Source organism: Stenotrophomonas sp. Sm6012 (assembly GCF_030985895.1).
GTDB classification, from domain to species: domain Bacteria; phylum Pseudomonadota; class Gammaproteobacteria; order Xanthomonadales; family Xanthomonadaceae; genus Stenotrophomonas; species Stenotrophomonas forensis.
The window spans coordinates 30869-51801 of the sequence record NZ_JAPTFX010000005.1 but is presented as its reverse complement, the minus strand read 5'-3'; the positions used below and the strand labels follow the sequence as shown (position 1 = coordinate 51801).

The following is a 20933-nucleotide window of genomic DNA, read 5'->3' as shown; positions in this document are numbered from 1 at the left end:
CACGTGCAGCCGGCCAGCGGCCGGCTCTACCAGAGCAGGTCAGATATCGCTGTGGTGGTGCGGAACGGCGGCCTTGGGTAGCGGGTCCTGGCCCCCCACGAAGTGACGTACCACCGGTGCCCGTTCGCCGCGATGCAGTTCGCGCAACACCTCCTGGATCGCCTTGTCATCGGCGGTGATGCGTTCGTGCTGGCGCAGATGCTCCAGCCACGACGGGGTCACGAAATACTCCAGGTGGATGCCCGGCGTCGCCACGTCCTCAACCACGCCCCAGACCACGGCGCCATCACGGCGACGGATCGTTCCCAGCGCGCGCATCTGCGCCTGGAATGCACTGCGATCGGCTTCGTCGATGCGGTATTCGATGGTCACCAGCACCGGGCCGCGATCATTGGATACCGGAACTGAGAGTTCCGGTGCCGGCCAGTGCCCGGCCGGGCGCAGGTTCAGGTCTTCGGTACCGGCGATGCGCACGCGCCAGACCAGCAGCCCGCCGATCACCGCACCGGCGGCAGACACCAGCAGCGCCAGCTCGGGCGAGGTGCGCTGCGCCAGCGCGCCCCAGCTCAGGCCGCCAGCGGCCATGCCGGCAGAGAACACCATGATGTACAGCGCCAACGCGCGCGCACGTACCCACGCCGGTACCGCCGTCTGCGCGGCAATCTGCAGCGAAGAAAGCACGGTGATCCAGGCAAAGCCATTGACCAGCATCACCACGGGAAGCACGTACCAGCTGCGGGTCAGCGCCAGCCCGACCAGGCTCAACGCCAGCGACAGCGTGGCCAGCAGCACCAGCAGGTCGCGGTCCATCTGGGCGCGCAGCTTCGGCAGCAGCAGCGCGCCGCCAACCGCACCGATACCAATGCAGCCCAGCAGCATGCCGTACTGCCCCGCCCCACCCTGCATCTGCCCGCGCACCACCACCGGCAGCAAGGCGTTCATCGCCGCGGCGAAGAAGAAGAAGCCGACCGATTTGATCAGGACCGCCTGCAGCCGCCCGGCGCGGCTGGCGTAGCGCAGGCCTGCCTTCAGGCCGGCACCGAAGCCTTCCGGCGGCAGGCTGGACTGCTTCGGGTCACGCTCCCAGCCCCACACCACGAACAGCATCGCGGCGAAGGTGATGGCGTTGAAACCGAAGGCCCAGACCGCACCAAGCTGCGCCACGATCACGCCGCCGATGGCCGGGCTGATCGAGCGCGCGATGTTGATGCCGATCGAGTTCAGCGCCACCGCCGAGGCCAGCATCGGCTGCGGCACCAGCTCGGACACGATCGCCGCCTGCGCCGGCATCGCCATCGCCGCGCCGCAGCCCATGCAGAAGGTCAGCAGCACCAGCAGCTGCGGGGTCAGCATGTCCATCGCGGTCAGCGCCGCCATCACCGCAGCCACCAGCAGCATCCAGCCCTGGGTGGCCAGCAGGTACCTGCGCCGGTCGACGATGTCGGCCAGCGTGCCGGCGGCCAGCGCCAGCAGCACGATCGGCACCGTGGTGGCCGACTGCACCAGCGCCACCATCAACGGCGAGCCGGTACGCTCGGCCATCACCCAGGCGGCGGCCACGTCGTTGACCCAGGTGCCGATGTTGCTGGCCAGGATCGCCAGCCAGATCGAACGGAACATCCGGATCTTCAACGGTGACCAGGCCCCTGCGGCCTGTGCGGAAGGTTGCGACGCGGTTGCGTTCACCATTGCCATGCTCCAACGATCGAGGCGAACAGCGTGTCCTGGCCCCCGGCCTGCTTCAGTGCAGGACCGGCATCGACCCAGGCCAGCTGCAGCTGCCATTGCCAGTGTTCGCTGGCCTGCCAGCGGGTTTCGGATTTGTACTGAGTGCCGATGCGGCGCGCGCCACCGGCGCTGCCCGGCAACGCCACCAGCGGTGCCGGCGTGGTGTAGACCGCATCGGCGCGACGATGCTTCCAGGCCATCTGTACGCCCAGTTCCGTCGTCACCGCGTCGTGCAGGCGCAGGGTCAGGGTCGGCTGGACGTCCATCAGGTTGGCCGGGGCCAGCAGGCTGGCCTCGCTGAAGTAGGCCGATTTCGGGAATAGTGCATTGAAGGTTCCCAGGCGGCCGTCATGCAGATTGCCATCGCCACTGGCGATGTCCGCCTTCAGCCCCAACCGCGGTTGCAGCGGCAGGTCCGTCCAGCGCCAGCCCGTATCGGTGGCCAGCGTCCAGGCGCGGATGCCGAGGTCACCCGTGGCGGTACGCAGTTCACCGCCCTGCACCACCAGTTCGTTGTTCCAGTCCAGTGCACCGGCCTGGCCGAACCATCGTGCGCCCAGGGTCTGCCGCCGCTCGATACCGCCACCTGCGGCGAACCGCGCGCCTTCGCGGCGGTAGTCCAGCAGGTACAGATCCCACTGGGCCGCCGCCTGACCGCGTGCCGTCGTGGCGTACGCACCCCACAGATGGGCACCGTGTTCACCCCGATCATCGAAGGCACCGGCTCGGTTCTCCACCGGCCGCAGCACCATCAGGTCCAGCATGCCGAGACGGCCTTTCCAGCCTGCACGTGCGCCGTCGAAGGCCAGGCGGATGTTCGGCCCATCGCGTACCGACAACAGCCGCGAGCTGCCGTAGCCGGCCTCCTGCCGCCCCAGCTGCAGATGAAAGACACCGCGCTGCCAGCGCCAGTAGGCCTGCTGCACATCCAGCGCGCTGCGATCGGTACGGCCGGGACCGCCGGCTTTACCATCCTCCCCGTGCACACCCAGCTGCAGCTTCGCCTGCCAGGTCTCTTCCACATAGGTGGCCGAGGCCAGCGCGCGCAGCAGGCCATAGCCATCCTCGCTACCGCCAATGCCGAACCGGCTCGGGTCGTAGTACAGCCCACGCACGCGCAGCGACGCATCCCATTGCAATTGGCCGTCACCAGCCTCGATGCAACGACCGTTTTCGCAGGCCAGCGTCACTGTCGGCGCGACCAGCAGCGCCAGGCTCAGAACGCGAAGCACGAGCATCCCATCGCGCCCCAGAACGCGGTCAGGTCGTCGGTCGGTGCCGCGTGCCGGGCGGCATGACCATGGGCGCCATGCGTGGTGCAGGCCACACCGTGGTGATGGCGGTGGGCCGCGGCCAGGCCGGTCGCGGCGCCACCCACGTGGTAGCCCCCGAACCTGTTCACCGGCGACCAGTTGGGCATCGCCGGCGGCAGCTGCGGGGCCAGGCCGGCGTAGTCACCGTCGGCGTGCACGATGCGGCCACCGACCACGGTCAGCACGCTGGTGATGTCGGCAATCCGCGCGTCATCGACGCGGAAGAAATCAGCCGACAGCAGGATGAAGTCGGCCAGCTGGCCAGCCTTCAGCGTGCCCTTCACCGCTTCATCGCCGGAGAACCAGGCACTGCCCTGGGTCCACAGGCGCAGCGCCTGTTCGCGCTCCAGCAGGTTTTCGTCGCCATACAGGGCCAGGCCGCCGACGGTGCGCCCGGTCACCAGCCAGGACAGCGCCACCCATGGGTTGTAGCTGGCCACGCGGGTGGCATCGGTACCGGCGCCCACCGGCACGCCTTCGGCCAGCATCCGCTTCACCGGCGGCGTGTGCCGCGCCGCCTGCACGCCATAGCGCTCGACGAAGGCCTCGCCCTGGTAGGCCATGCGGTGCTGCACGGCAATGCCGCCTCCCAGCGCGCGGATGCGTTCGATGTTGCGCGGGGTGATGGTCTCGGCATGGTCGATGAACCAGTGCAGGCCATCGAACGGCACCTCGCGGTTGACCTGTTCGTACACGTCCAGGATGCGGGTGATGCTCTCGTCGTAGGTGGCGTGGATGCGGAACGGCCAGCGCTTCTCGACCAGCAGCTTCACCACATCGTGCAGTTCCGGCTCCAGCTCCGGTGGCAGCTCCGGGCGTGGCTCGTTGAACAGCTCGAAGTCGGCCGCGGAAAATACCAGCATCTCGCCGGCCCCGTTGTGGCGCAGCAGATCATCGCCCTGGCGAGGCTGCAGCATCTCGCTCCAGCCGCGGAAGTCATCCACTTCCTTGCCCTTGTTCTGGGTGAACAGGTTGTAGGCGATGCGTACCGTCAGCTGGTCATCACGGTGCAGCTGCTCGATGACCTGGTAGTCCTCTGGATAGTTCTGGAAACCACCGCCGGCGTCGATCACCGAGGTGATGCCCAGCCGGTTCAACTCGCGCATGAAGTGGCGCGTCGAATTGGCCTGGTACTCGATCGGCAGCCGGGGCCCCTTGGCCAGCGTCGCGTACAGGATCAGCGCGTTGGGCTTGGCCAGCAGCAGTCCGGTCGGGTTGCCCAGCGCGTCGCGCACGATCTGCCCGCCCGGAGGATCCGGCGTGTCCTTGGTGTAGCCGCAGGCACGCAGCGCAGCGCGGTTGAGCAGCGCGCGGTCGTACAGGTGCAGCAGGAATACCGGCGTATCCGGCGCGATGTCGTTGAGTTCCTGCAGGGTCGGCAGGCGCTTCTCGTTGAACTGCGCGGCGGTGAAACCTCCCACCACGCGTACCCATTGCGGTGCCGGGGTGCGATCAACCTGTGCCTTCAGCATCGCCATCGCGTCGGCCAGCGAACGCAGGCCATCCCAGCGCAGCTCCAGGTTGTAGTTCAGGCCACCGCGGATCAGGTGCGTGTGGCTGTCGTTGAGGCCGGGCAACAGGCGCCGGCCCTGTGCATCGATCACGGTCGCTTCGTTGCCCCAGTCGCGCATGATCTGCTCGTCACTGCCGACGGCAACGATGCGCCCCTCCTGCACGGCCAGCGCCTGTGCGTGTGGCTGCTGCGGGTCGAGGGTGGTGATGCGGGCATTGCGGATGACCAGCGTGCTCATGCGACGCTCCTTGGAAGTGGAATCGAATGCGGCACCGGCACGGCCGGCCACACCCAGCGCAACAGCGGCACCGCTGGCCAGCACCACGTTGCGACGGCCGTGGTCGAGTGGATCGTGATTCATGCGTGGTCTCCCGGCAGGCGTTGGCCGTCCAGCGCCCAGGCGCCGGGCCCGGCCAGCGCGACGGCCAGCAGTACCGTGGTCCACATCAACGGGTACTCGCTGCCACCGCGCATCCAGAACCAGCCCTTGGGCAGGGCCAGCAGTACGGTGAAGCCGATGAACGCGGCGGCGACCAGTGCGGCGATGCGGACCTGCCAACCCAGCAGCACGGCCAGTCCGCACAGCACCTGCAACAGGGCCAGCAGCAGCGGCAGTGGCGCCGCCGCTGGCAGTCCGAAGCCGCGCAACTCGGTAGCGAAACCGGCCAGCCCGGGGCCGCCGAACCAGCCGAACAGCTTGCCCAGCGCGTGAGGCAGCAGGAATCCCCCAGCTGCCACGCGCAGCATCAGCAGGGCCAGGTCGAGGCCATGCCCAGCCAGCATGCTCAGTGCCCGCCTTCCTGCGCGCCAAACATGCGCTTGGCGTACTGGATACCGATGCCGTAGCCACCGGCATGGTCGCGGGCGATGCCGGTGGTCAGCTCGTAGGTTTCGCCACGCGCCCAGTCACGCTGCAGTTCAAGCAGGTACTGCACGCTGGTCATCGGCACCGCGCCCGCCTGCACCATGCGGGTGATCGCACGCTCGTGGGCCTCTTCGCTGACATCCCCACAGGCATCGGTGATCACGTACACCTCGAACCCCTGCGCCAGCGCCGACAGCGCCGGACCAACGATGCAGACGCTGGTCCACAGGCCGGCAAGCACCAGGCGGCGCTTGCCGATGCGGTTGATCTCCGCGATCACCGCCTGATCTTCCCAGGTGTTCATCGAGGTCCGGTCGAACACCGGCTGGCCCGGGAAGATCTCAGGCAGTTCCGGGAACATCGGGCCGGAGAACGACGTCTCGGCCACCGTGGTCAGCAGCACCGGTACGTTGAAGCCTTTGGCGCCCTTGCTGATCAGCGACACATTGTTGCGCAGCGCCGAGATGTCGATGGTATGGGTGGCAAATGCCATCTGCGACTGGAAGTCGATCAGCACCAGCGCGTGATCGGTGGGCGACAACAGGGATGGGGCGGGAACAGCGGTGGCAAGGCTCATGGATGGACTCCGTTGGAAGCACGTTCTGGGGGAAGCAACAGCGCCGCATCGCCCGCCAGGTACTGGCCTGGGCTGCAGCCGGTCTCGGCGCGGAAGCTGCGGACGAAATGGCTCTGGTCGAAGAAGCCCAGCTGCTGCGCCAGCGATGACATCGGCAGCTTCGCGGCCGGCAACAGCTGGCAGGCGCGCTGGATGCGGCGGCGGCGCACGTAGCGCAGCGGGCTGGCGCCCGTGCCGCTACGGAACAGGCGCACCAGATGGAAGCGACTGACACAGGCAGCCTCCGCCAGCTCGGTCACCCGCAGCGGCTGCGACAGGTGTTCATCGACATAGCGCAGGGCGCGCTGCAACGCCGCCGCCTGGTGCGGGGCCAGCGATGCGGTGGGCGAAGCAGGCAGAGAGACGGTGGCCATGGGGACGCCGCAGAGGGGTGGCTCATGGTCGGTGCCACGCGCCGGAAGCCCTACCCCCGACGGACGAAGCCGGCACCTACCCGAATGGGGGAGGCCGCCGCCCAAGCAGGCGACGGCCGAACAGCCGGGCATCCAGCGAATAGGCGCCCGGCCCAAGCAGCAGCAGCGCCAGCGGCAGTGGTGCCAGTGCCCACGGCTGGGCGAGCAGGTACAGGCCCAACGTTGCCAGCACCGCCGCCAGCGGGGTCAGCGCGCCCAGCACCAGCATCGCGGCCACCACCAGGCCGGGTATCGACCACTCACCGGTGTGCGGCGCCGGCATGCACAGCGCAGCGGCCACGCACAGCCGCAGCCACAACAGGCCGATGCCCGGTGCACGGTCGGGAAACATCACAAACAGGCGCTGCATGGCCGGGCTCCACGGAACATGCCGGGGTGATAGCCGAGTGCCGCGCCACGCACCTACCCCGTTCGGGTCACCCTGGACTGCCCCGTACCTGACAGAATGCCCGCCATGCGTGGCCACCCCTTCCCGTTCCAGCAGCGCCTGCCAGCGATGCTGGCGTGCCTGCTGCTGTTGATCTCCCTGCCTGCGTTCGGCGTGCAGCGTCCTTTGCTGAGCAGCGGCCTGCCCGGCTACGAGCACACCGCCTGGCGGGTTGGCCAGGGCGCGCCGGGTGATATATGGGACATCAGCCAGGACCGCGATGGCCTGTTGTGGCTGGCCACCGGCTCGGGCCTCTACCGCTTCGATGGCCGCCGCTTTGAACGCCAGCCGGCACCGGTCGGCAGCGCCTTTCCCTCCTCCAACATGGTCACGCTGGCGCACCGCAGCGATGGCGCACTCTGGATCGGCTACTTCCAGGCCGGCATCAGCCAGCTCGCGCGCGGCCAGCTGCACAACTACGGCCGCAGCCAGGGCGTTCCGGTCGGCGTGGTTCCGCAGTTCAGCCAGGGCCGCGACGGTCGCTTGTGGGCGGCCATCAATGGTGGCCTGCGCTGGTTCGACGGCCAGAGCTGGCAACCGCTGCCGAGCGGGAGCGGCGTGCCGGAGCATCGCGTGCAATGGGTGCTGCATGACAGCCGCGGCACCTTCTGGGTACTGGCCGACCTGAAGGTCTGGATGCGCGCATCAGGCGATGCCGTGTTCAAGGACACCGGCATCGCCGTATCGCAGATGGCGTCACTGGCGGAAAGCCCGCAGGGCGAAGTGTGGCTGGCCGACCGCGTGCGCGGCACCTCGCCGCTGGCCAACGCGCAGGGCCTGATGGCCGAGAATGAGCGCGAAGCACGGCGATTGCCGGATCTGGTCGCCGCGCGCCTGCAGTTCACCGCCGATGGTGCGCTGTGGGCCACGATGAGCCCACATGGCGGCGTGGCCCGAGTCACCTTCCAGGGCGACCATGCCGTACGCATGGAACGCTTCGATTCACCGCACGGACTGACCGCCACATCGGCCGTGCCGATCATCGTCGATCGCGAGGGCAACCTCTGGGTCGGCACCAATCTCGGCCTCAACCGCTTCCGTGCGCGCAGCGTGCATGCGCTCGCCGCCGGCCCCAGCGACCCCTACCGCTCACTGGTGCGGGCGAGCGATGGACGCGTGTATGGCTACGGCGAGGACCTCCGACTGTACGATCTGCGCCGGCCGTTGCTGGACGGCAACGCCGCTCAGCTGCAGGCGGCCGCACGCCAGGCGCCCACGCCGGTCTGGCAGTTCGACTGGGTCAACCTGGCACGTACGGTGGCTGGCCACACCACCCTGATTCCGCTGCCGGCACCGTTTACCGGGCAACCGCTGCATGCCCTGCTGTTCGCCGACGACGAACAGGCCTGGGTCTGCAGTGGCGAACACGGCGTACTGCATTACCGGCATGGCCAATGGCGGCGCGAAACGCGCTTGCCCGAGCTGTCCTGTTCAACGCTTGCACTGGACCACGAGGGTCAGCTGCTGCTCGGCTATGCCGACGGCCGGCTGCGCCGCATGCGCAGCACGGGCATCGACACCTTCGATGCCACCCAGGGGCTTGCCGTGGGGCCGGTGACCGCGCTGCTGCAGCATCAGGATCTGCTGCTGGTGGCCGGCGAAGCCGGCCTTGCCGCGCGCGTGGGAAATGGCTCATTCGTGCCCGTCCGTACTGACATGGCCGGTGTGCTCGAAGGCATCACCGGCATGGTCGCCGACGCACGCGGGCACCTGTGGCTCAATGGCAGCCGGGGCCTGGTACGGCTGCAGAGCAGCCAGCTGCGCGGCGCCCTGCGCACCGGCATGCAGGTGACGCCACGCCTGTTCGATGCGGTGGACGGCATGCCAGGAATTGCCCTGCAGAGCGGGCCGATCGCCACCGCCGCGCTGGCCGATGACGGACTGCTGTGGCTGGCCACCAACCAGGGCCTGGCCTGGCTGGATACCACGCGCTCGCATGTCAACATGATGGCGCCCAGCGTGCGCATCGGCGAGGTGCTGTACGGCAGTGCACACCAGCCCCTGCGTGACGGCCTGCGCCTGCCGGCAGGCACCAGCCAGCTGCAGATCGACTACGTGGCGCTGTCGCTGGCACGCCCGGAGCGCAACCGCTACCGCTATCGCCTGTCCGGCGTCGACGACGGCTGGCAGGACGCCGGCAGCAGTACCCGTGCGTACTACACCAACCTGGAACCGGGCAATTACCGCTTCGAGGTGGAAGCTGCCAACGAAGACGGCATCTGGAGCACCACGCCGGCCAGCCGCAGCTTCCGCATCGCGCCTACGTTCATGCAGACGGTGTGGTTCAAGCTGTTGTGCGCAGCGGCGATACTGGCACTGCTGGTGATGGCCGTACGCATCCGCAGTGGCCAGCTGGCGGCATTGTTCCGTGCCCGTCTGCAGGAGCGCCACGGTGAACGCGAACGCATCGCCCGCGACCTGCACGACACCCTGCTGCAGGGCAGCCAGGGCCTGATCCTGCGCCTGCATGCGATCAGCCAGTCCGCGCAGACCCCGGCGCCGGTGCGCAGCCAGCTGGAGTCGGCTATGCAGCTGGCCGAGCGCAACCTGGCCGAAGGCCGCGAGCGAGTCAACGCATTGCGTGATGGCCCGTTCGCTGATCGCGACCTTGCGTCGGCGCTGGCCGATGTGCACGCCGAGTACGCCGGCCAGGGCACCAACCCGCTGCGCCTGACCGTGGAGGGGGCCGCGCCACTGCTTCAGGCCGACGCCGCTGAAGAAGTCTTCCTGATCGGGCGCGAGGCGATCCGCAATGCGCTGCGTCACGCCGACGCCAGTGCCATCGAGGTGGAGCTGTCCTACGGCACGCGTTGCTTCCTGCTGCACGTGCGCGATGATGGTGTGGGAATCGCCGACGAGAACGCCGGCCACGGCCACTGGGGCCTGCAGGGCATGCGCGAGCGGGCGCAGCGCCTGGGTGCCGAGCTGCAGCTGTGGACCCGCCCCGGACTGGGTACCGAAATTGCGCTGGCGGTCCCCGCGCGGCGCCTGTATCACCGACTTCCATCGCGTTGGCGCTGGCCCTGGAGCACTTCGAAGCATGACTGAAATCCCTGCCCCGATCCGCGTCCTTGTGGTCGATGACCATCCACTGCTGCGCGACGGCCTGGCGGCGCTGCTGGGCGCACAGGCCGACCTGCAGCTGCTTGGCGAAGCCGCCGACGGCGAAGAGGCCATCGCGTGCTACCAGCGGTTGCACCCCGACGTGGTGCTGATGGATCTGCAGATGCCACGCCTGGACGGTGTGGAAGCAATCGTGCGGATCCGCGCGCTCGACCCGCGCGCGCGGATCATCGTGCTGACCACCTACCGCGGCGACGTGCGTGCGGTGCGCGCACTGCAGGCCGGTGCCAGTGCCTACCTGCTGAAGGACATGCTGCGCCATGAACTGGTCGACACCATCCGCATGGTGGCCGGTGGCCGGCGCGCACCGATCCCACCGGCGGTGGCTGCCAGCATCGCCGCGCACGTGGTGGAAGACCGGTTGTCACCCCGTGAAACCGAGGTGCTGCGGCACGTGGCGGCGGGCCTGTCGAACAAGCGCATCGGCGAACGCATGCAGATTTCCGAGCAGACGGTGAAGGCGCACATGAAGAGCCTGATGGACAAGCTTGGCGTGGGTGATCGCACGCATGCGGTCACCCAGGCGCTGCGGCGCGGCATCATCAGCCTGGATGACAGCGCTCACGATTGACGCACGGATCCCACCATGAGTAGATCCACGCCATGCGTGGATGAATCCCAACCGGATCGAATACTTGGACAGCGGAACAGATTGAGCCGAGCATGGCTCGGCTCTACATGAACGGAGGAGCCCAACGCCGCCGTCAGTTGGCCTTGGCCGCTTCGGCATTCCAGGCGGCGACCTTGGCCTTGGTCTCGGCCAGCATCCTGTCCAGCGCGGCACGGTCATACACATTGCCACGCAGGATCACGCTGTCGATCTTCTCGGTCGCGGCGATGTCCTGCAGCGGATTGGCGGTCAGCAGCACCAGGTCGGCGGCCTTGCCGGTGGCCACGCCACCGTAGCGATCCATCTGGCCGAACCAGGCCGGGCCGGAACGAGTCGCCGCCGACAGCGCCTGCGGTGCGCTCAGGCCCTCCTTCACGAACAGCTGCAGTTCCTGGTGCAGCGCGATACCCGGGAAGTTGTACGAGTTCAGGAAGCCCGCATCGGTGCCGGCGATGATCGTCACGCCGGCTTCCTGCAGCAGCGGCAGCACTGCGGCCACCTGGTGGTACTGCGCGTGGCGCGCTTCGATCTGCGCGGGCGTGGCCTTGGCGGCGCGGTCCACGCGCCACTGGTAGGTGGCACGCAGGCCCGGGCCGATGTAGGCCAGGTACGGGTCGCTGGCGTGGTCATCCTGATCGAGGAAGTCGAGGATGCGACCACCGTTGAGGGTCGGGGTCACGAATACGCCACGCCTGGCGAAATCGCGGTAGGCGTGCATCGCGGTCTCGCGGTCGAAGCTCGCGTCGAGCCGCCGGTTGGCTTCGGCACGGTCGATGCGGCCGGCAGCGAAGTCGGCGGCGATCTGCGCCTCGTCCTTGCTGCCGGCCTTGAACGCATAGTCCAGGTGCTCGATCGACGCCAGCCCGGCGTCGACGGCCTGCTCCACGGTCAGCGCCATCGGGATATGGCCGGATGCCTTGAAACCCGCCTTGCGCGCGGCACTGGCCGAGTACAGGAACAGTTCCGGCTTCAGCGTGCTGTCGGTGATCTTCACGAAATCGACCTTGTCGTGCTGCAGGCGGACGATCGCCTGGTCGACGTCCGCCTCGCTGCCCACTTCGATCGTGCCCTTCCAGACCGGCTTGATGCCTTCGATCTTCGCGCCCGAACTGAGCAGGCGCGGCCCGAACAACGTGCCCTTGGCGATCTCGCCACGCCACTGCAGCACCTGCCCGGGCAGGTCGCCGGAGCAGTCACGCACGGTGGTGATGCCGTGCGCGATGTACAGCGGCAGCAGCGCCTTGTTCTCTTCGATCAGCGCCGGGCCGCCACCAAAGTGCACGTGCATGTCCCACAGCCCCGGGATCAGGTACTTGCCCTTGGCATCGATCTGGCGGGTGGTCTTCCACTGGCTGCGCAGCTGCGCGTCCGGACCAACGGCAACGATGTCCTCGCCGCGGATCACCACGCTCTGCCCAGGCAGCGTGCTGGCGTGTTCGACATCCACCACGGTGGCATTGCGGATCAGCAGGTCGGCACGCTCGGCGGCCGCGGCCGACAGCGGGGCCACTGCAACAAGGACGGCAAGAGACAGCGAATGGAAACGGAACATGGACAGCATCCTGGTGAGCACGCGCAGCGTGCGGGTGGAAGGGGTCAGGCCTCAGCGCACCGCGCCGTACTGGCGCAGCAGTGCTTCGATGTCGGTGTAGCCGCGTTGCCGCGCATGGGCCAGTGGTGTCACGCCATCGCCGTCGGCCCGTTCGGGATCGGCACCGGCATCAAGCAGCAGCTGCACGATCTGCACATGACGCGGCCCTCCATCGCCGAGCAGGATCGCTTCCAGCAATGCGGTCCAGTGCAGGCGGTTGACATGATCCACCGCAACGCCCGCGCGCAGCAGCGTGCGCACGGTGGCGACGTGGCCGCGCTCGGCGGCCGGAATCAGCGCAGTACCGCCATAGCGGTTGGTGCTGTGCAGATCAGCGCCGTGCGCCAGGGTCATCGCCAGGATTTCATCCAGGCCACGCGCACCAGCGTACAGGTACGCACTGTCCTGCAACGCATCCTTGGCATTGACGTCGGCACCGGCTTCGATCAGTTCGCGCGCGGCATCCACGTTGTTTCCATGCGTGGCCAGCAGCAGCGCGGTGCGGCCCTGGCCGTCGCGTGCTTCCAGATCGGCGCCCTGCCCGATTGCCTCGCGCACGGCCTCGGCATCGCCGCGGCTGGCGGCATCGCGCAGGTGGGCATCGGCGTCCACCCGGGAGGTGGCGGTGCAGGCGGGCGTGACCATGGCCAGCAGACACACCAGCAGCGCGCGCACGAACGGTGCAGGCCAGGCACGGCAACGATGGAAGCGCATGTCGGTGTCTCCTCCTGTCGATCACCGCTGCACGGCGCGCGGCGCTCGCAATGGGTGGGCATTGCCGGTGGTTGCTTCGCATGGTAGAAGTCGCCACGTGCATCCAGAAGTGAAATGTTCAAATGCCAGACAGTGCCAACTCGAATAGAACCCTGTTCGAACTGGACCTGCTACGGGCGCTGGTGATGGTGGCCGACTGCGGCAGTTTCACCACCGCCGCCACGCGGCTGCATTCGACCCAGTCCACGGTCAGCCAGAAGGTGCGCCGCCTGGAGGAACTGGCCGGGCACCGCGTGCTCGAACGCGGCCACCGCGACGTGCATCCCACCGATGCCGGCCACACCCTGCTCGGCTACGCGCGGCGCATGCTCGACCTGAACGAGGAAATGGCCCAGGCGCTGGCCGGCGCCACCGTGGAGACTGCCGTACGCATCGGCGTGCCGGAGGACTTCGTCAACGCGCAGACCACCCGCATGCTGGCGGCGTTCAGCCGTCGCCATCCGCAGGTGAAGCTGGAGATCAGCAGCGGACTGAGCCGCGACCTGGCGCACGGCTTCGACCATGGCGAGCTGGACCTGGTGCTGGTCAAACAACGTCGCAACACGCGCCAAGCCGTGCACTGCCGGCGCGAGCCGATGCACTGGATCGACAGCCTGCGCAGCAGTTGCCTGGGGCAGGATCCGCTGCCGCTGGTCACCTTCCCGCCGCGCGGGCTGTACCGCGACGAGATGATTCACGCCGTGGAAGCGCTGGGCCTGCGCTGGCGCATCGCCTTCACCAGCTCGTCGCTCAGCGGCATCCAGGGCGCGGTGGCCGATGGCATCGGCATCAGCCTGCTGCCACGCCGAGCGGTCATGCGTGAGCACCGCATCATCGATGGTGAGCGCGACCTGCCGGTGATCGACAATTACGAAATCGGACTGCTGCATCGCGCCGATGCCGATGATGCCGTGCGCGCGCTGGCCAGCGAGTTGTGGCGGCAGGTGCAGCGCGAACCGGATTGAGTACCGCAGATCCACGCCATGCGTGGATGGCTTTCGCGCATCATGCATCGAAATCTGACCAATCCTGCCGCGCCAGCGCGCTGCATCGCCGGCTACAGTGCCCGCCGTTTCCGTGCCCCACCGCGCCTCGCCATGTCCGACGAAATCCCCACCCGCTTCGACCCCCTACCCGCGGCCCTGCAGACCCATCTGCAGCACCAGCGGTCGTTGATCGCTGCACGCGTGGGGGCCGGTTTCCCCAGCCTCCCGGTGCAATGGCCACTGCCAGCCAGCACGCTGCAGCATGTGGTCGACGCCGAGCTGATCCACCGTGACGACGGCGACGGCTGGGAAGCACTCGGCGTGGCGTTCGGCGACACCCTGGCCCAGCGCGTGCCAGGCCTGGCGTGGATGCAGGTCACCGACGCCTGGGGCATCGACGCGGTGCTGCGCTATGCCGACAGCAGCCTGCAGATCGGTGCCAGCACGCTGCTGCTCAAGCGCGTCGAGCAAGGCGAGGTGATCGACATTGCCCACCTGCTGGCGTGGCTGGAGGAGTTCGTCGCGACCCGCGCCGATGATTACGCGTGAGCCACGCACCGGACTCGATCGCATCATCGGCGCATGGCGTGGATCTACAGCCAGCGGCCGTCCACCACCACGCGGCGTTCCACTGGCACTGCAGCCACCGCCGCCGGGCCATGGTCGGCACGCATCGCGACAAAGGTGGCCGGTAAGCCCTCCGCAAGGCCGTACTGCGGCAGCCCGATCACCTGAGCGGCATGGATGGTGACCATGTCCAGCGCCAGCATCAGGTCGGCGTCCGTGTAGAAGCCGGAGCGGTAGCCCAGCAGCATCGCCCGCTGCAGCAGGTCGCCATTGCCGTACGGCCACCAGCAGTCGCGGATGTTGTCATTGCCGGCGAACACGCGCACCCCGGCATCATGCAGCGGGCGCAGTGGCGGGAACGGATGGTCGCCCGGTGCATTGCTCATGATCGCTACGCCGGCCGTTGCCAACGCCTCGCCGACCTGCAGCGCGCGCGCCAGCGGCACCTCACCCAGCGAATAGGCATGGCTGACCGCCACCCGGCCCTGCAATCCGGCCGCCCGGGTCCGCGCCGCGATGCGCAACAGCTGGGCCAGCCCGGTCTCGCCGGGCTCATGCAGATGGATGTCCAGCCGCACGCCATAGCGCTCGACCAGGCCGAACAACAGCGCCAGCTGCCCTTCGGCATCGCCGTCGAGGGTGGTCGGGTCGATGCCGCCCAGTACCTCCACACCCGCGGCAATGGCCTGCTCCAGCACTGCGGCGGTACCTGGACAGGACATCACCCCGGCCTGCGGGAACGCCACCAGCTGGATGCGCATGATGTCGGCGCAGCGCAGCGCCGCCTCGCGCACCGCGTCCAGATGGCGCAGCCCGGTACTGGCATCGATGTCGACGTGGCAGCGCATCGCCACCGTGCCGAAGCCGCTGCACTGGCGGATCAGCGCCTCGGCCCGGTCGACCATCGGTGCCGCGCCCGCCACCGCCGCCTTCTCCACCGCCAGGCGCTCACGCAGGCTGTTCACCGGTTGGTGCGGATGCCAGCGATCACCCACGAAGCTCTTGTCCAGGTGGATATGGCCGTCCACCAGGCCTGGCAGGACGGCAAAGCCGCTCAGATCGACGCTTTCCGCACCTTCGCGCGGCGTGCCTTCTGCGTTCAGGCCGCTGATGCGTCCGTTGCGGATGTGGAAATGCAACGGTGCACCGTCGCGATCCACGCCGCCATGGACGAACTGAAGCGTCATCGGAAACTCCCGCAAAGCCAGGTCATGGCGCCATCCTGCGCCCCCGGCACCCCCATCGGCCAACGAAATATCTGGATGCCATGCATTCATCAGAACGATGAATGCCGCAACGACGGCCGGCCGCTGCCACGCCGTGCACACGCCTGAACGGGTACCATAGGCACCTGTTTCCGCTGTGATGCCGCATGGGCCCGTCCGACCGCCACGATCGTCTCCGCCGCTGGCAGGCCGCGTCCCTGCTTGCCGCCGCCCCGATCGCCAGCCTGTCCGCCACTGATGCCGCCGCCACTGCACCGCTGCAGGCACCGCCTGGACAGCAGCGCATCGCGCCGGCTGCGCTGGTCGAACGGCTGCACCAGCGCGTGCTGTCCGGGCAGAGCGCTACCGCGACCCTGGAGCACTGGTGCGCCGAGCATGGCCTGGCCGAGCAGGCACGGGTGCGTGCGGTGCGCGTGCGCGGCCAGGACAAGCCGGCACCGGACGACGTGTTGCAGGCGCTGGGCGCGGCGCAATCCGGTACCGCCCTGCGCTACCGCCGCGTGCAGCTGGTCTGTGGCAGCCGCGTGCTGTCCGAGGCCGACAACTGGTACCTGCCCGGCCACCTCAGCCCGGCCATGAACGACGTGCTGGACAGCACCGATGAGCCGTTCGGCCGCGTGGTCGGCCCGCTCGGCTTCCAGCGCCAGACCCTGGCCGACCAGACCTTCTGGCCGCCGCGCGGCGAAGGCGATCATGGCGTGATCCTGGAAGTGCGCGCCCTGCTGCGCGACCGCCAGCAGCAGCCTTTCAGCTACGTCATCGAGTCGTACCTGCAGCAGGCGCTGCCCTGAACCGACGGCGGGCGCAGTGGCACCGCACGATGAGTGAAAAGCAGAAGGCCCGGCAATGCCGGGCCTTTCGCTTGCAGCGGGATCAGCGGAACCGGTAGTCCAGCTGCAACCAGTACTGGCGGCCATACGGGTCGTAGTTGCCGACCGGATAGAACGGCCAGCCGCCTCCGTTCCTGTCCGCCGGCGGGCGGCTGTCGCGCAGGTTGTTGACGATCACGCCCACCGACAGGTTCTCGCCGAACTGGCGGAACACGCTGGCGTTGTAGGTCATGTACGGCCCCATGCGGCCACTGCCATCGCTCTTGGGCAGCGAGCCGAAACGGTTGCCATACAGCGTGGTGGTCCAGTCACCCTGGTTCCAGGTGATGCTGCCGTTGGCCTTGCTGCGCCACTGGTAGTCATCCAGCGAATTGCGGATGTCGCGCTCCGGATCATCGGAGAACTGCTTGTACGTGTGTTCCAGTACCACGGTGTAGGCCAGGCGCGTGGTGAAGCGGCCATAGCGGCCGGCATCGAAGCGCCAGTTGCCCTTCAGGTCCAGGCCGCGCACCGATTCGGACGCCGCGTTGATCGGGTTGATCAGCACGCGGGTCACCTGGTCCGGTTGCACGGTGGCAGTGGACGGGTTGCGGATCACCCGCGACAGCGCGTCCTGGCACAGCGGTGAGCCGATGTCGCGCGCCTCGCCGCCCAGCGTGCGGCCCAGCCGGCAATCGGCCTCATCGCGCAGGATGCGGCTGGTGTCAAGGCTGGTAACCTCGTTGTCGATGCGGATGTCGTAATAGTCAGCGCTGAAATCCAGCCCAGCCAGCGGCGACCAGACCACGCCGAAGCCATAGGACTTGGCGGTTTCCGGCTGCAGCTGAGGGTTCGCGCGGTTGCTGTAGTCGATCGACAGGCCGTTGTAGTCGCAGTTGTCGTAGGACTGGCCTGCGGTGCGGCAACGCCAGTAGTCGGTCATGCCCGGGTTGTAGCCGCGGGTCTCGGTGGCGAACACGTAATTCATGTCCGGCGCACGGAAGCTGGTCGCAGCGGTACCACGGATCAGCAGGCTCTCGATCGGGCGGAACTCCACGCCGAAACTCCAAGTGGCCTTGCCGAGGTGCTCGCCCCCGGCACGGTACTGGTCGTAGCGACCGGCCAGGGTGGTGGTCAGCGATTTCAGCAACGGCAGTTGCAGCTCCACGCCCGCCGCATAGCGGTCGCGCTCGCCCCCGGCACCGATGCCGGCGCTGGTATTCCAGAACTCTCCACTCCCCAGCCGCGGATCGGGGCGGTTGCGGTAACCCTGGCTTCCAGCCTCGACCACCGCCGCCAGCGCTGCATCACCGCCGGGCAGCCCGAACAGGCGGCCGTTGATGCTGGCGCTGAAGGTCTGCAGCCACGCCGCATTGCGGCTTTCCTGGTAATCGGACAGCCCCTTGTACTCGTTCGGCGTCAGCGGCTTGAACAGGCGTGCCGGGTCCGGTGCATAGACCTCCACGCCATCGCGCACGCCCAGCTTCGGGCCGAGCAGGTATTCGTTGATGCCGGCCAGCAGTACCGGGCGACGGGTACGGTTCTCGTAGCGGGAGCGGCTGTAGACCGCCTCGTAGTCCCAGTCGCTGTCGCCGATCCGGCCACGCGCGCCAACGTTGAACGACCACGAGTTTTCCAGGAAACGGTTGGCGTTGCGCGGCAGGCCACCGATTTCTTCCGGTGCGAAGCGGCGGTACCAGCTTTCCAGGTTGCCGGTGGTCTGGTTGTAGAAGTAATTGCGGGCCGACGTCCAGGTAGGCGCGCGGGTGTTGTTGGTGATGCGTGCGCTTCCCACGGCCAGATCGGCGAACAGGTCGGTGGTCTCGTTGACGTGGAAGGTCAGCAGGCCATACCCATTGAGGTTGCGCTTCTCGGTCTGCACGGTCCAGTAGCTGGCGGCGGCCTCGTTGCTGCCGCAGTACCAGCCCTGGCGCGGGTTGAAGGCACGGAACACACTGCCGCCGTAGATGCCCGACGCCGGGTCGCAGCCGTTCGTACCCGGGTCGATGTTGCGGCCGGTGGCGGCGTTGCGCCGGTAAGCGATGGCGGTGGCCTGCGGCGCCTTGCCGGTCGGGTCATCGTCCAGCGAATCCATGAAGTCGCGCTGGCGCGCGTGGATCGCCTTGCGCACATCGAACTCGAAGCCGAACAGGCCGTCCCAGCGCTCGCCGGAACCGCCACCGACCACCTGCACGCGCTGGTTGTCGCCACCGCCCTGCTGGGTACCGCCAGCGCGCACGTTCACGTCCACGCCCTCGAAGTGGTCCTTGAGTATGATGTTGACGACGCCGGCGATGGCATCGGAGCCGTACACCGCCGACGCGCCCGCTGCCAGCACCTCGATGCGCTCGATCAGCGCACTCGGAATGTTGGCCAGGTTGACCACGTTCACCGAGCCTTCGTAGGCCAGCGGGTAGTCGGACTGGCGTCGGCCGTTGACCAGTACCAGCGTGCGGTTCGGGCCCAGCCCCCGCAGATTGATGGTATTGGCGGCCGGGGTGAACGTATTGCCGAAGTCTTCGCCCTGCACGTTGCCGGTGTTCTCGGTCAAGGCACTCAATGCATCGAAGGCATTGCGATAACCCTGCGCATCGATCTGCTCACGGCTGATCACCGTCACCGGCGACGGCCCCTCGACGCTGGCGCGGGGGATGCGCGAGCCGGTGACCTTCACTTCCTGTAGCTGGGTGGGTGCGCTTTCCTGCGCGAAGGCCGGCAACGAGACCAGCATCAGGGACGACAGCGCGAGCACCAGCGGACGCGGGCGCAGCGCCTTGTGAGAGGCGGACATGGGCTTCCTGGAGGAGTGGGTGGTGGCACGGGCGGCGGCCATCGGCGCATAACGTTCCCGTAACGAAAGTGTCCTGAATGGGGAGTTTCAACGGAAATGACCAGCCCTGATGGACTTATGCCTGAACCGAATCAGACCTGCCGCGGCAGCGATCACGCTTTTGCAACGATTTGAATGGTCTGGCGCTGCGGGCCTCGCCATCGTTGCGGGGATGATCAGCCCATATCCGACCCCCGCCCTCCCCCCGCTACGCCCGGTGCTGCGCCGCCATCTGCTGCAGCTGCAGGTGGCGCCGGTCACCCTGCGTCCATTCCAGCGCACCGACCTGCCGCGCTGGCGCCTGTTCGACGACCGCCAGCAGCGCGGCCGCCGTCACCCGACCGGCATCGACGAGGAGGCACGCTTCCTCGCCCACATGCATCGCTCACGCCTGGAACAGGACAACGACCAGCTGCTGCTGGGCGTATTCGACGACGATCACGGCACGGTGCTGGACCAGCTGCATATCCGCCTGCAATCGCTGGAGGCGCGCTGCGCCGAACTGCTGTCGCTGCAGCACTGGCATCCGCACGCCGACGCCATGCTGCAGGCGCTGTGCCCGTTCCTGTTCGACGGCGTCGGCCTGCATCGCCTGTTCGTGATGCTGCCCCCGGACGGCAACACGCCGTTCGCCAACGCGCTGCACGCCTTCGGTTTCAACCTGGAAGGCCTGCTGCGCGACCATCACCTGGACATGGACGGCTGGCAGGATCGCCAGCTGTGGGCACTGACCGCGCCGACGTGGCGCAGCGGCCTGCAGGTGGCGGACTAGCGCACCCGTTCCAGCACATCGCCGGCACCGGTCAGCACCGAGCAGGCGTGGTCCTGCAACTCTTCTCCGCTGGCCTCGTTGCCGGTTTCCGCGTCCACACGGGTGGCCAGCAGGATAAAGCCCGGGCCACCCTGCACCCGGTCACGCCCCGCCACCACCAGACTCCACTGGCCCACGTCGTCCACGCCTGCCAGGCCATAGGCCAGCAGGTTGAGCGGATTGGCGGTCAGCTCCGCGCCCGGCAGCAGGCGTGCCTGGTAGCGATGGCCACGCAGCAGCACCGGCAGTGGCGCCCACTCGGTGCCCACCGCAGCAGCGTGTGCATCGAGGGCCTGCAGCACGTCTGCGCGCAAGCAGTCGACGTGGATATGCAGCTGATGCTGCGAGCGCCCATGCGGTGAATTCAGCGCCAGACTGGCCACGCTGCGCGGCAGCGGTTGGCCCAGGGCCCGCTCGGTATGGCGGCGGGCCTGCCAGGCGGCGGCGAAGTAATTCGGTGCGCCACGCTGGTACAGGCTGCGGTTCTCGATGCCACTCAGCTTGTCCAGCGGCATCAGCAGGAACTGGTAGTCGCCGTGCGCATCCTTGACCAGCACATCGCGCCGATTCACCGCCGCCTCCACCTGCAGGCAGTCACCACGCGGGCCTTCGGCCCCGCGGCAGTCACGCTCGATCAACCGCCACAACGCATCGGAGTGGGCCGGCGGTGGCGGAGCGCTGGCACAACCAGCCAGCGCGGACAGGGACAACAGCAGCAACAGGCGGGGCAC

General features: G+C 68.1%; 18 protein-coding genes. 6 read left to right on the top strand and 12 right to left on the bottom strand.

Features of this window, described 5'->3' with window-relative positions:
• Positions 1 to 39: 39 nt before the first annotated feature.
• The 7 genes from O0J73_RS01995 to O0J73_RS01965 form a co-directional block, all read right to left on the bottom strand.
• Complete coding sequence (locus O0J73_RS01995) at positions 40 to 1689, bottom strand: MFS transporter (RefSeq protein WP_308307894.1); 1650 nt, start codon at positions 1687 to 1689, stop codon at positions 40 to 42.
• A complete protein-coding gene (locus O0J73_RS01990) occupies positions 1683 to 2966 on the bottom strand; it encodes an alginate export family protein (RefSeq protein ID WP_308307893.1) in 1284 nt (427 codons plus the stop codon). Before O0J73_RS01990 ends, O0J73_RS01995 begins: the two co-directional genes overlap by 7 nt.
• A complete protein-coding gene (locus tag O0J73_RS01985) occupies positions 2945 to 4792 on the bottom strand; it encodes an amidohydrolase (protein WP_308307901.1) in 1848 nt (615 codons plus the stop codon). The genes O0J73_RS01990 and O0J73_RS01985 overlap by 22 nt, the downstream gene beginning before the upstream one ends.
• Before the next feature lie 119 nt (positions 4793 to 4911).
• Positions 4912 to 5337, bottom strand: a complete 426-nt coding sequence (locus tag O0J73_RS01980; RefSeq protein ID WP_006450894.1) for a DoxX family protein — start codon at positions 5335 to 5337, stop codon at positions 4912 to 4914.
• Between the two features lie 2 nt (positions 5338 to 5339).
• Positions 5340 to 5996: a hydrolase gene (locus tag O0J73_RS01975; RefSeq protein ID WP_308307892.1), complete on the bottom strand. Its 657-nt coding sequence runs from the start codon at positions 5994 to 5996 to the stop codon at positions 5340 to 5342.
• Positions 5993 to 6409: an AraC family transcriptional regulator gene (locus O0J73_RS01970; RefSeq protein WP_049458411.1), complete on the bottom strand. Its 417-nt coding sequence runs from the start codon at positions 6407 to 6409 to the stop codon at positions 5993 to 5995. The genes O0J73_RS01975 and O0J73_RS01970 overlap by 4 nt, the downstream gene beginning before the upstream one ends.
• Before the next feature lie 76 nt (positions 6410 to 6485).
• Entirely contained in the window at positions 6486 to 6818 is a 333-nt protein-coding gene (locus tag O0J73_RS01965; RefSeq protein WP_197564887.1) for a hypothetical protein, read from the bottom strand.
• A 96-nt stretch (positions 6819 to 6914) separates the two neighbouring features.
• On the opposite strand from O0J73_RS01965, the gene O0J73_RS01960 reads away from it, so the two are divergent.
• Together O0J73_RS01960 and O0J73_RS01955 are read left to right on the top strand one after the other, a co-directional pair.
• Complete coding sequence (locus O0J73_RS01960; protein ID WP_308307891.1) at positions 6915 to 9944, top strand: triple tyrosine motif-containing protein; 3030 nt, start codon at positions 6915 to 6917, stop codon at positions 9942 to 9944.
• Positions 9937 to 10590: a response regulator transcription factor gene (locus tag O0J73_RS01955; RefSeq protein WP_006450899.1), complete on the top strand. Its 654-nt coding sequence runs from the start codon at positions 9937 to 9939 to the stop codon at positions 10588 to 10590. Before O0J73_RS01960 ends, O0J73_RS01955 begins: the two co-directional genes overlap by 8 nt.
• Before the next feature lie 133 nt (positions 10591 to 10723).
• Here the strand turns inward: O0J73_RS01955 and O0J73_RS01950 are convergent, their stop codons facing one another.
• Entirely contained in the window at positions 10724 to 12181 is a 1458-nt protein-coding gene (locus O0J73_RS01950) for an amidohydrolase family protein (RefSeq protein WP_308307890.1), read from the bottom strand.
• A 51-nt stretch (positions 12182 to 12232) separates the two neighbouring features.
• Positions 12233 to 12934 carry an ankyrin repeat domain-containing protein gene (locus O0J73_RS01945; protein WP_006450914.1) on the bottom strand — a complete coding sequence of 234 codons (702 nt, stop codon included), beginning with the start codon at positions 12932 to 12934 and terminating at the stop codon, positions 12233 to 12235.
• Between the two features lie 122 nt (positions 12935 to 13056).
• Between O0J73_RS01945 and O0J73_RS01940 the strand changes: the two genes are divergently transcribed.
• Entirely contained in the window at positions 13057 to 13938 is an 882-nt protein-coding gene (locus tag O0J73_RS01940) for a LysR substrate-binding domain-containing protein (protein WP_308307889.1), read from the top strand.
• Positions 13939 to 14070: 132 nt separating this feature from the next.
• On the top strand, positions 14071 to 14508 hold the full coding sequence (locus O0J73_RS01935) for a DUF3806 domain-containing protein (protein ID WP_308307888.1): 438 nt from the start codon (positions 14071 to 14073) through the stop codon (positions 14506 to 14508).
• A 44-nt stretch (positions 14509 to 14552) separates the two neighbouring features.
• Here the strand turns inward: O0J73_RS01935 and O0J73_RS01930 are convergent, their stop codons facing one another.
• A complete protein-coding gene (locus O0J73_RS01930) occupies positions 14553 to 15713 on the bottom strand; it encodes an amidohydrolase family protein (RefSeq protein WP_308307887.1) in 1161 nt (386 codons plus the stop codon).
• Between the two features lie 185 nt (positions 15714 to 15898).
• Here O0J73_RS01930 and O0J73_RS01925 point away from each other — a divergent pair, with 185 nt between their 5' ends.
• Entirely contained in the window at positions 15899 to 16543 is a 645-nt protein-coding gene (locus tag O0J73_RS01925; RefSeq protein WP_308307886.1) for a hypothetical protein, read from the top strand.
• Positions 16544 to 16625: 82 nt separating this feature from the next.
• On the opposite strand, the gene O0J73_RS01920 is transcribed toward O0J73_RS01925, so the two are convergent.
• A complete protein-coding gene (locus O0J73_RS01920; protein ID WP_197564056.1) occupies positions 16626 to 19352 on the bottom strand; it encodes a TonB-dependent receptor in 2727 nt (908 codons plus the stop codon).
• A gap of 211 nt (positions 19353 to 19563) precedes the next feature.
• On the opposite strand from O0J73_RS01920, the gene O0J73_RS01915 reads away from it, so the two are divergent.
• The gene (locus O0J73_RS01915; protein WP_197564057.1) at positions 19564 to 20163 is read left to right on the top strand and encodes a GNAT family protein; all 600 of its coding nucleotides are present in this window, start codon (positions 19564 to 19566) and stop codon (positions 20161 to 20163) included.
• Here the strand turns inward: O0J73_RS01915 and O0J73_RS01910 are convergent.
• Entirely contained in the window at positions 20160 to 20933 is a 774-nt protein-coding gene (locus O0J73_RS01910) for a CDP-diacylglycerol diphosphatase (protein ID WP_308307900.1), read from the bottom strand. The genes O0J73_RS01915 and O0J73_RS01910 overlap by 4 nt on opposite strands.

What these genes read in the sequence shown, in the direction of transcription:
- O0J73_RS01955 (WP_006450899.1), top strand. Translation starts at nt 9,937, where the DNA reads ATGACTGAAATCCCTGCCCCGATCCGCGTCCTTGTGGTCGATGACCAT.
- O0J73_RS01975 (WP_308307892.1), bottom strand. Translation starts at nt 5,996, where the DNA reads ATGAGCCTTGCCACCGCTGTTCCCGCCCCATCCCTGTTGTCGCCCACC.
- O0J73_RS01925 (WP_308307886.1), top strand. Translation starts at nt 15,899, where the DNA reads ATGGGCCCGTCCGACCGCCACGATCGTCTCCGCCGCTGGCAGGCCGCG.
- O0J73_RS01960 (WP_308307891.1), top strand. Translation starts at nt 6,915, where the DNA reads ATGCCCGCCATGCGTGGCCACCCCTTCCCGTTCCAGCAGCGCCTGCCA.
- O0J73_RS01970 (WP_049458411.1), bottom strand. Translation starts at nt 6,409, where the DNA reads ATGGCCACCGTCTCTCTGCCTGCTTCGCCCACCGCATCGCTGGCCCCG.
- O0J73_RS01990 (WP_308307893.1), bottom strand. Translation starts at nt 2,966, where the DNA reads ATGCTCGTGCTTCGCGTTCTGAGCCTGGCGCTGCTGGTCGCGCCGACA.
- O0J73_RS01945 (WP_006450914.1), bottom strand. Translation starts at nt 12,934, where the DNA reads ATGCGCTTCCATCGTTGCCGTGCCTGGCCTGCACCGTTCGTGCGCGCG.
- O0J73_RS01965 (WP_197564887.1), bottom strand. Translation starts at nt 6,818, where the DNA reads ATGCAGCGCCTGTTTGTGATGTTTCCCGACCGTGCACCGGGCATCGGC.
- O0J73_RS01985 (WP_308307901.1), bottom strand. Translation starts at nt 4,792, where the DNA reads ATGAGCACGCTGGTCATCCGCAATGCCCGCATCACCACCCTCGACCCG.
- O0J73_RS01940 (WP_308307889.1), top strand. Translation starts at nt 13,057, where the DNA reads ATGCCAGACAGTGCCAACTCGAATAGAACCCTGTTCGAACTGGACCTG.
- O0J73_RS01995 (WP_308307894.1), bottom strand. Translation starts at nt 1,689, where the DNA reads ATGGTGAACGCAACCGCGTCGCAACCTTCCGCACAGGCCGCAGGGGCC.
- O0J73_RS01950 (WP_308307890.1), bottom strand. Translation starts at nt 12,181, where the DNA reads ATGTTCCGTTTCCATTCGCTGTCTCTTGCCGTCCTTGTTGCAGTGGCC.
- O0J73_RS01915 (WP_197564057.1), top strand. Translation starts at nt 19,564, where the DNA reads ATGATCAGCCCATATCCGACCCCCGCCCTCCCCCCGCTACGCCCGGTG.
- O0J73_RS01930 (WP_308307887.1), bottom strand. Translation starts at nt 15,713, where the DNA reads ATGACGCTTCAGTTCGTCCATGGCGGCGTGGATCGCGACGGTGCACCG.
- O0J73_RS01920 (WP_197564056.1), bottom strand. Translation starts at nt 19,352, where the DNA reads ATGTCCGCCTCTCACAAGGCGCTGCGCCCGCGTCCGCTGGTGCTCGCG.
- O0J73_RS01980 (WP_006450894.1), bottom strand. Translation starts at nt 5,337, where the DNA reads ATGCTGGCTGGGCATGGCCTCGACCTGGCCCTGCTGATGCTGCGCGTG.
- O0J73_RS01935 (WP_308307888.1), top strand. Translation starts at nt 14,071, where the DNA reads ATGTCCGACGAAATCCCCACCCGCTTCGACCCCCTACCCGCGGCCCTG.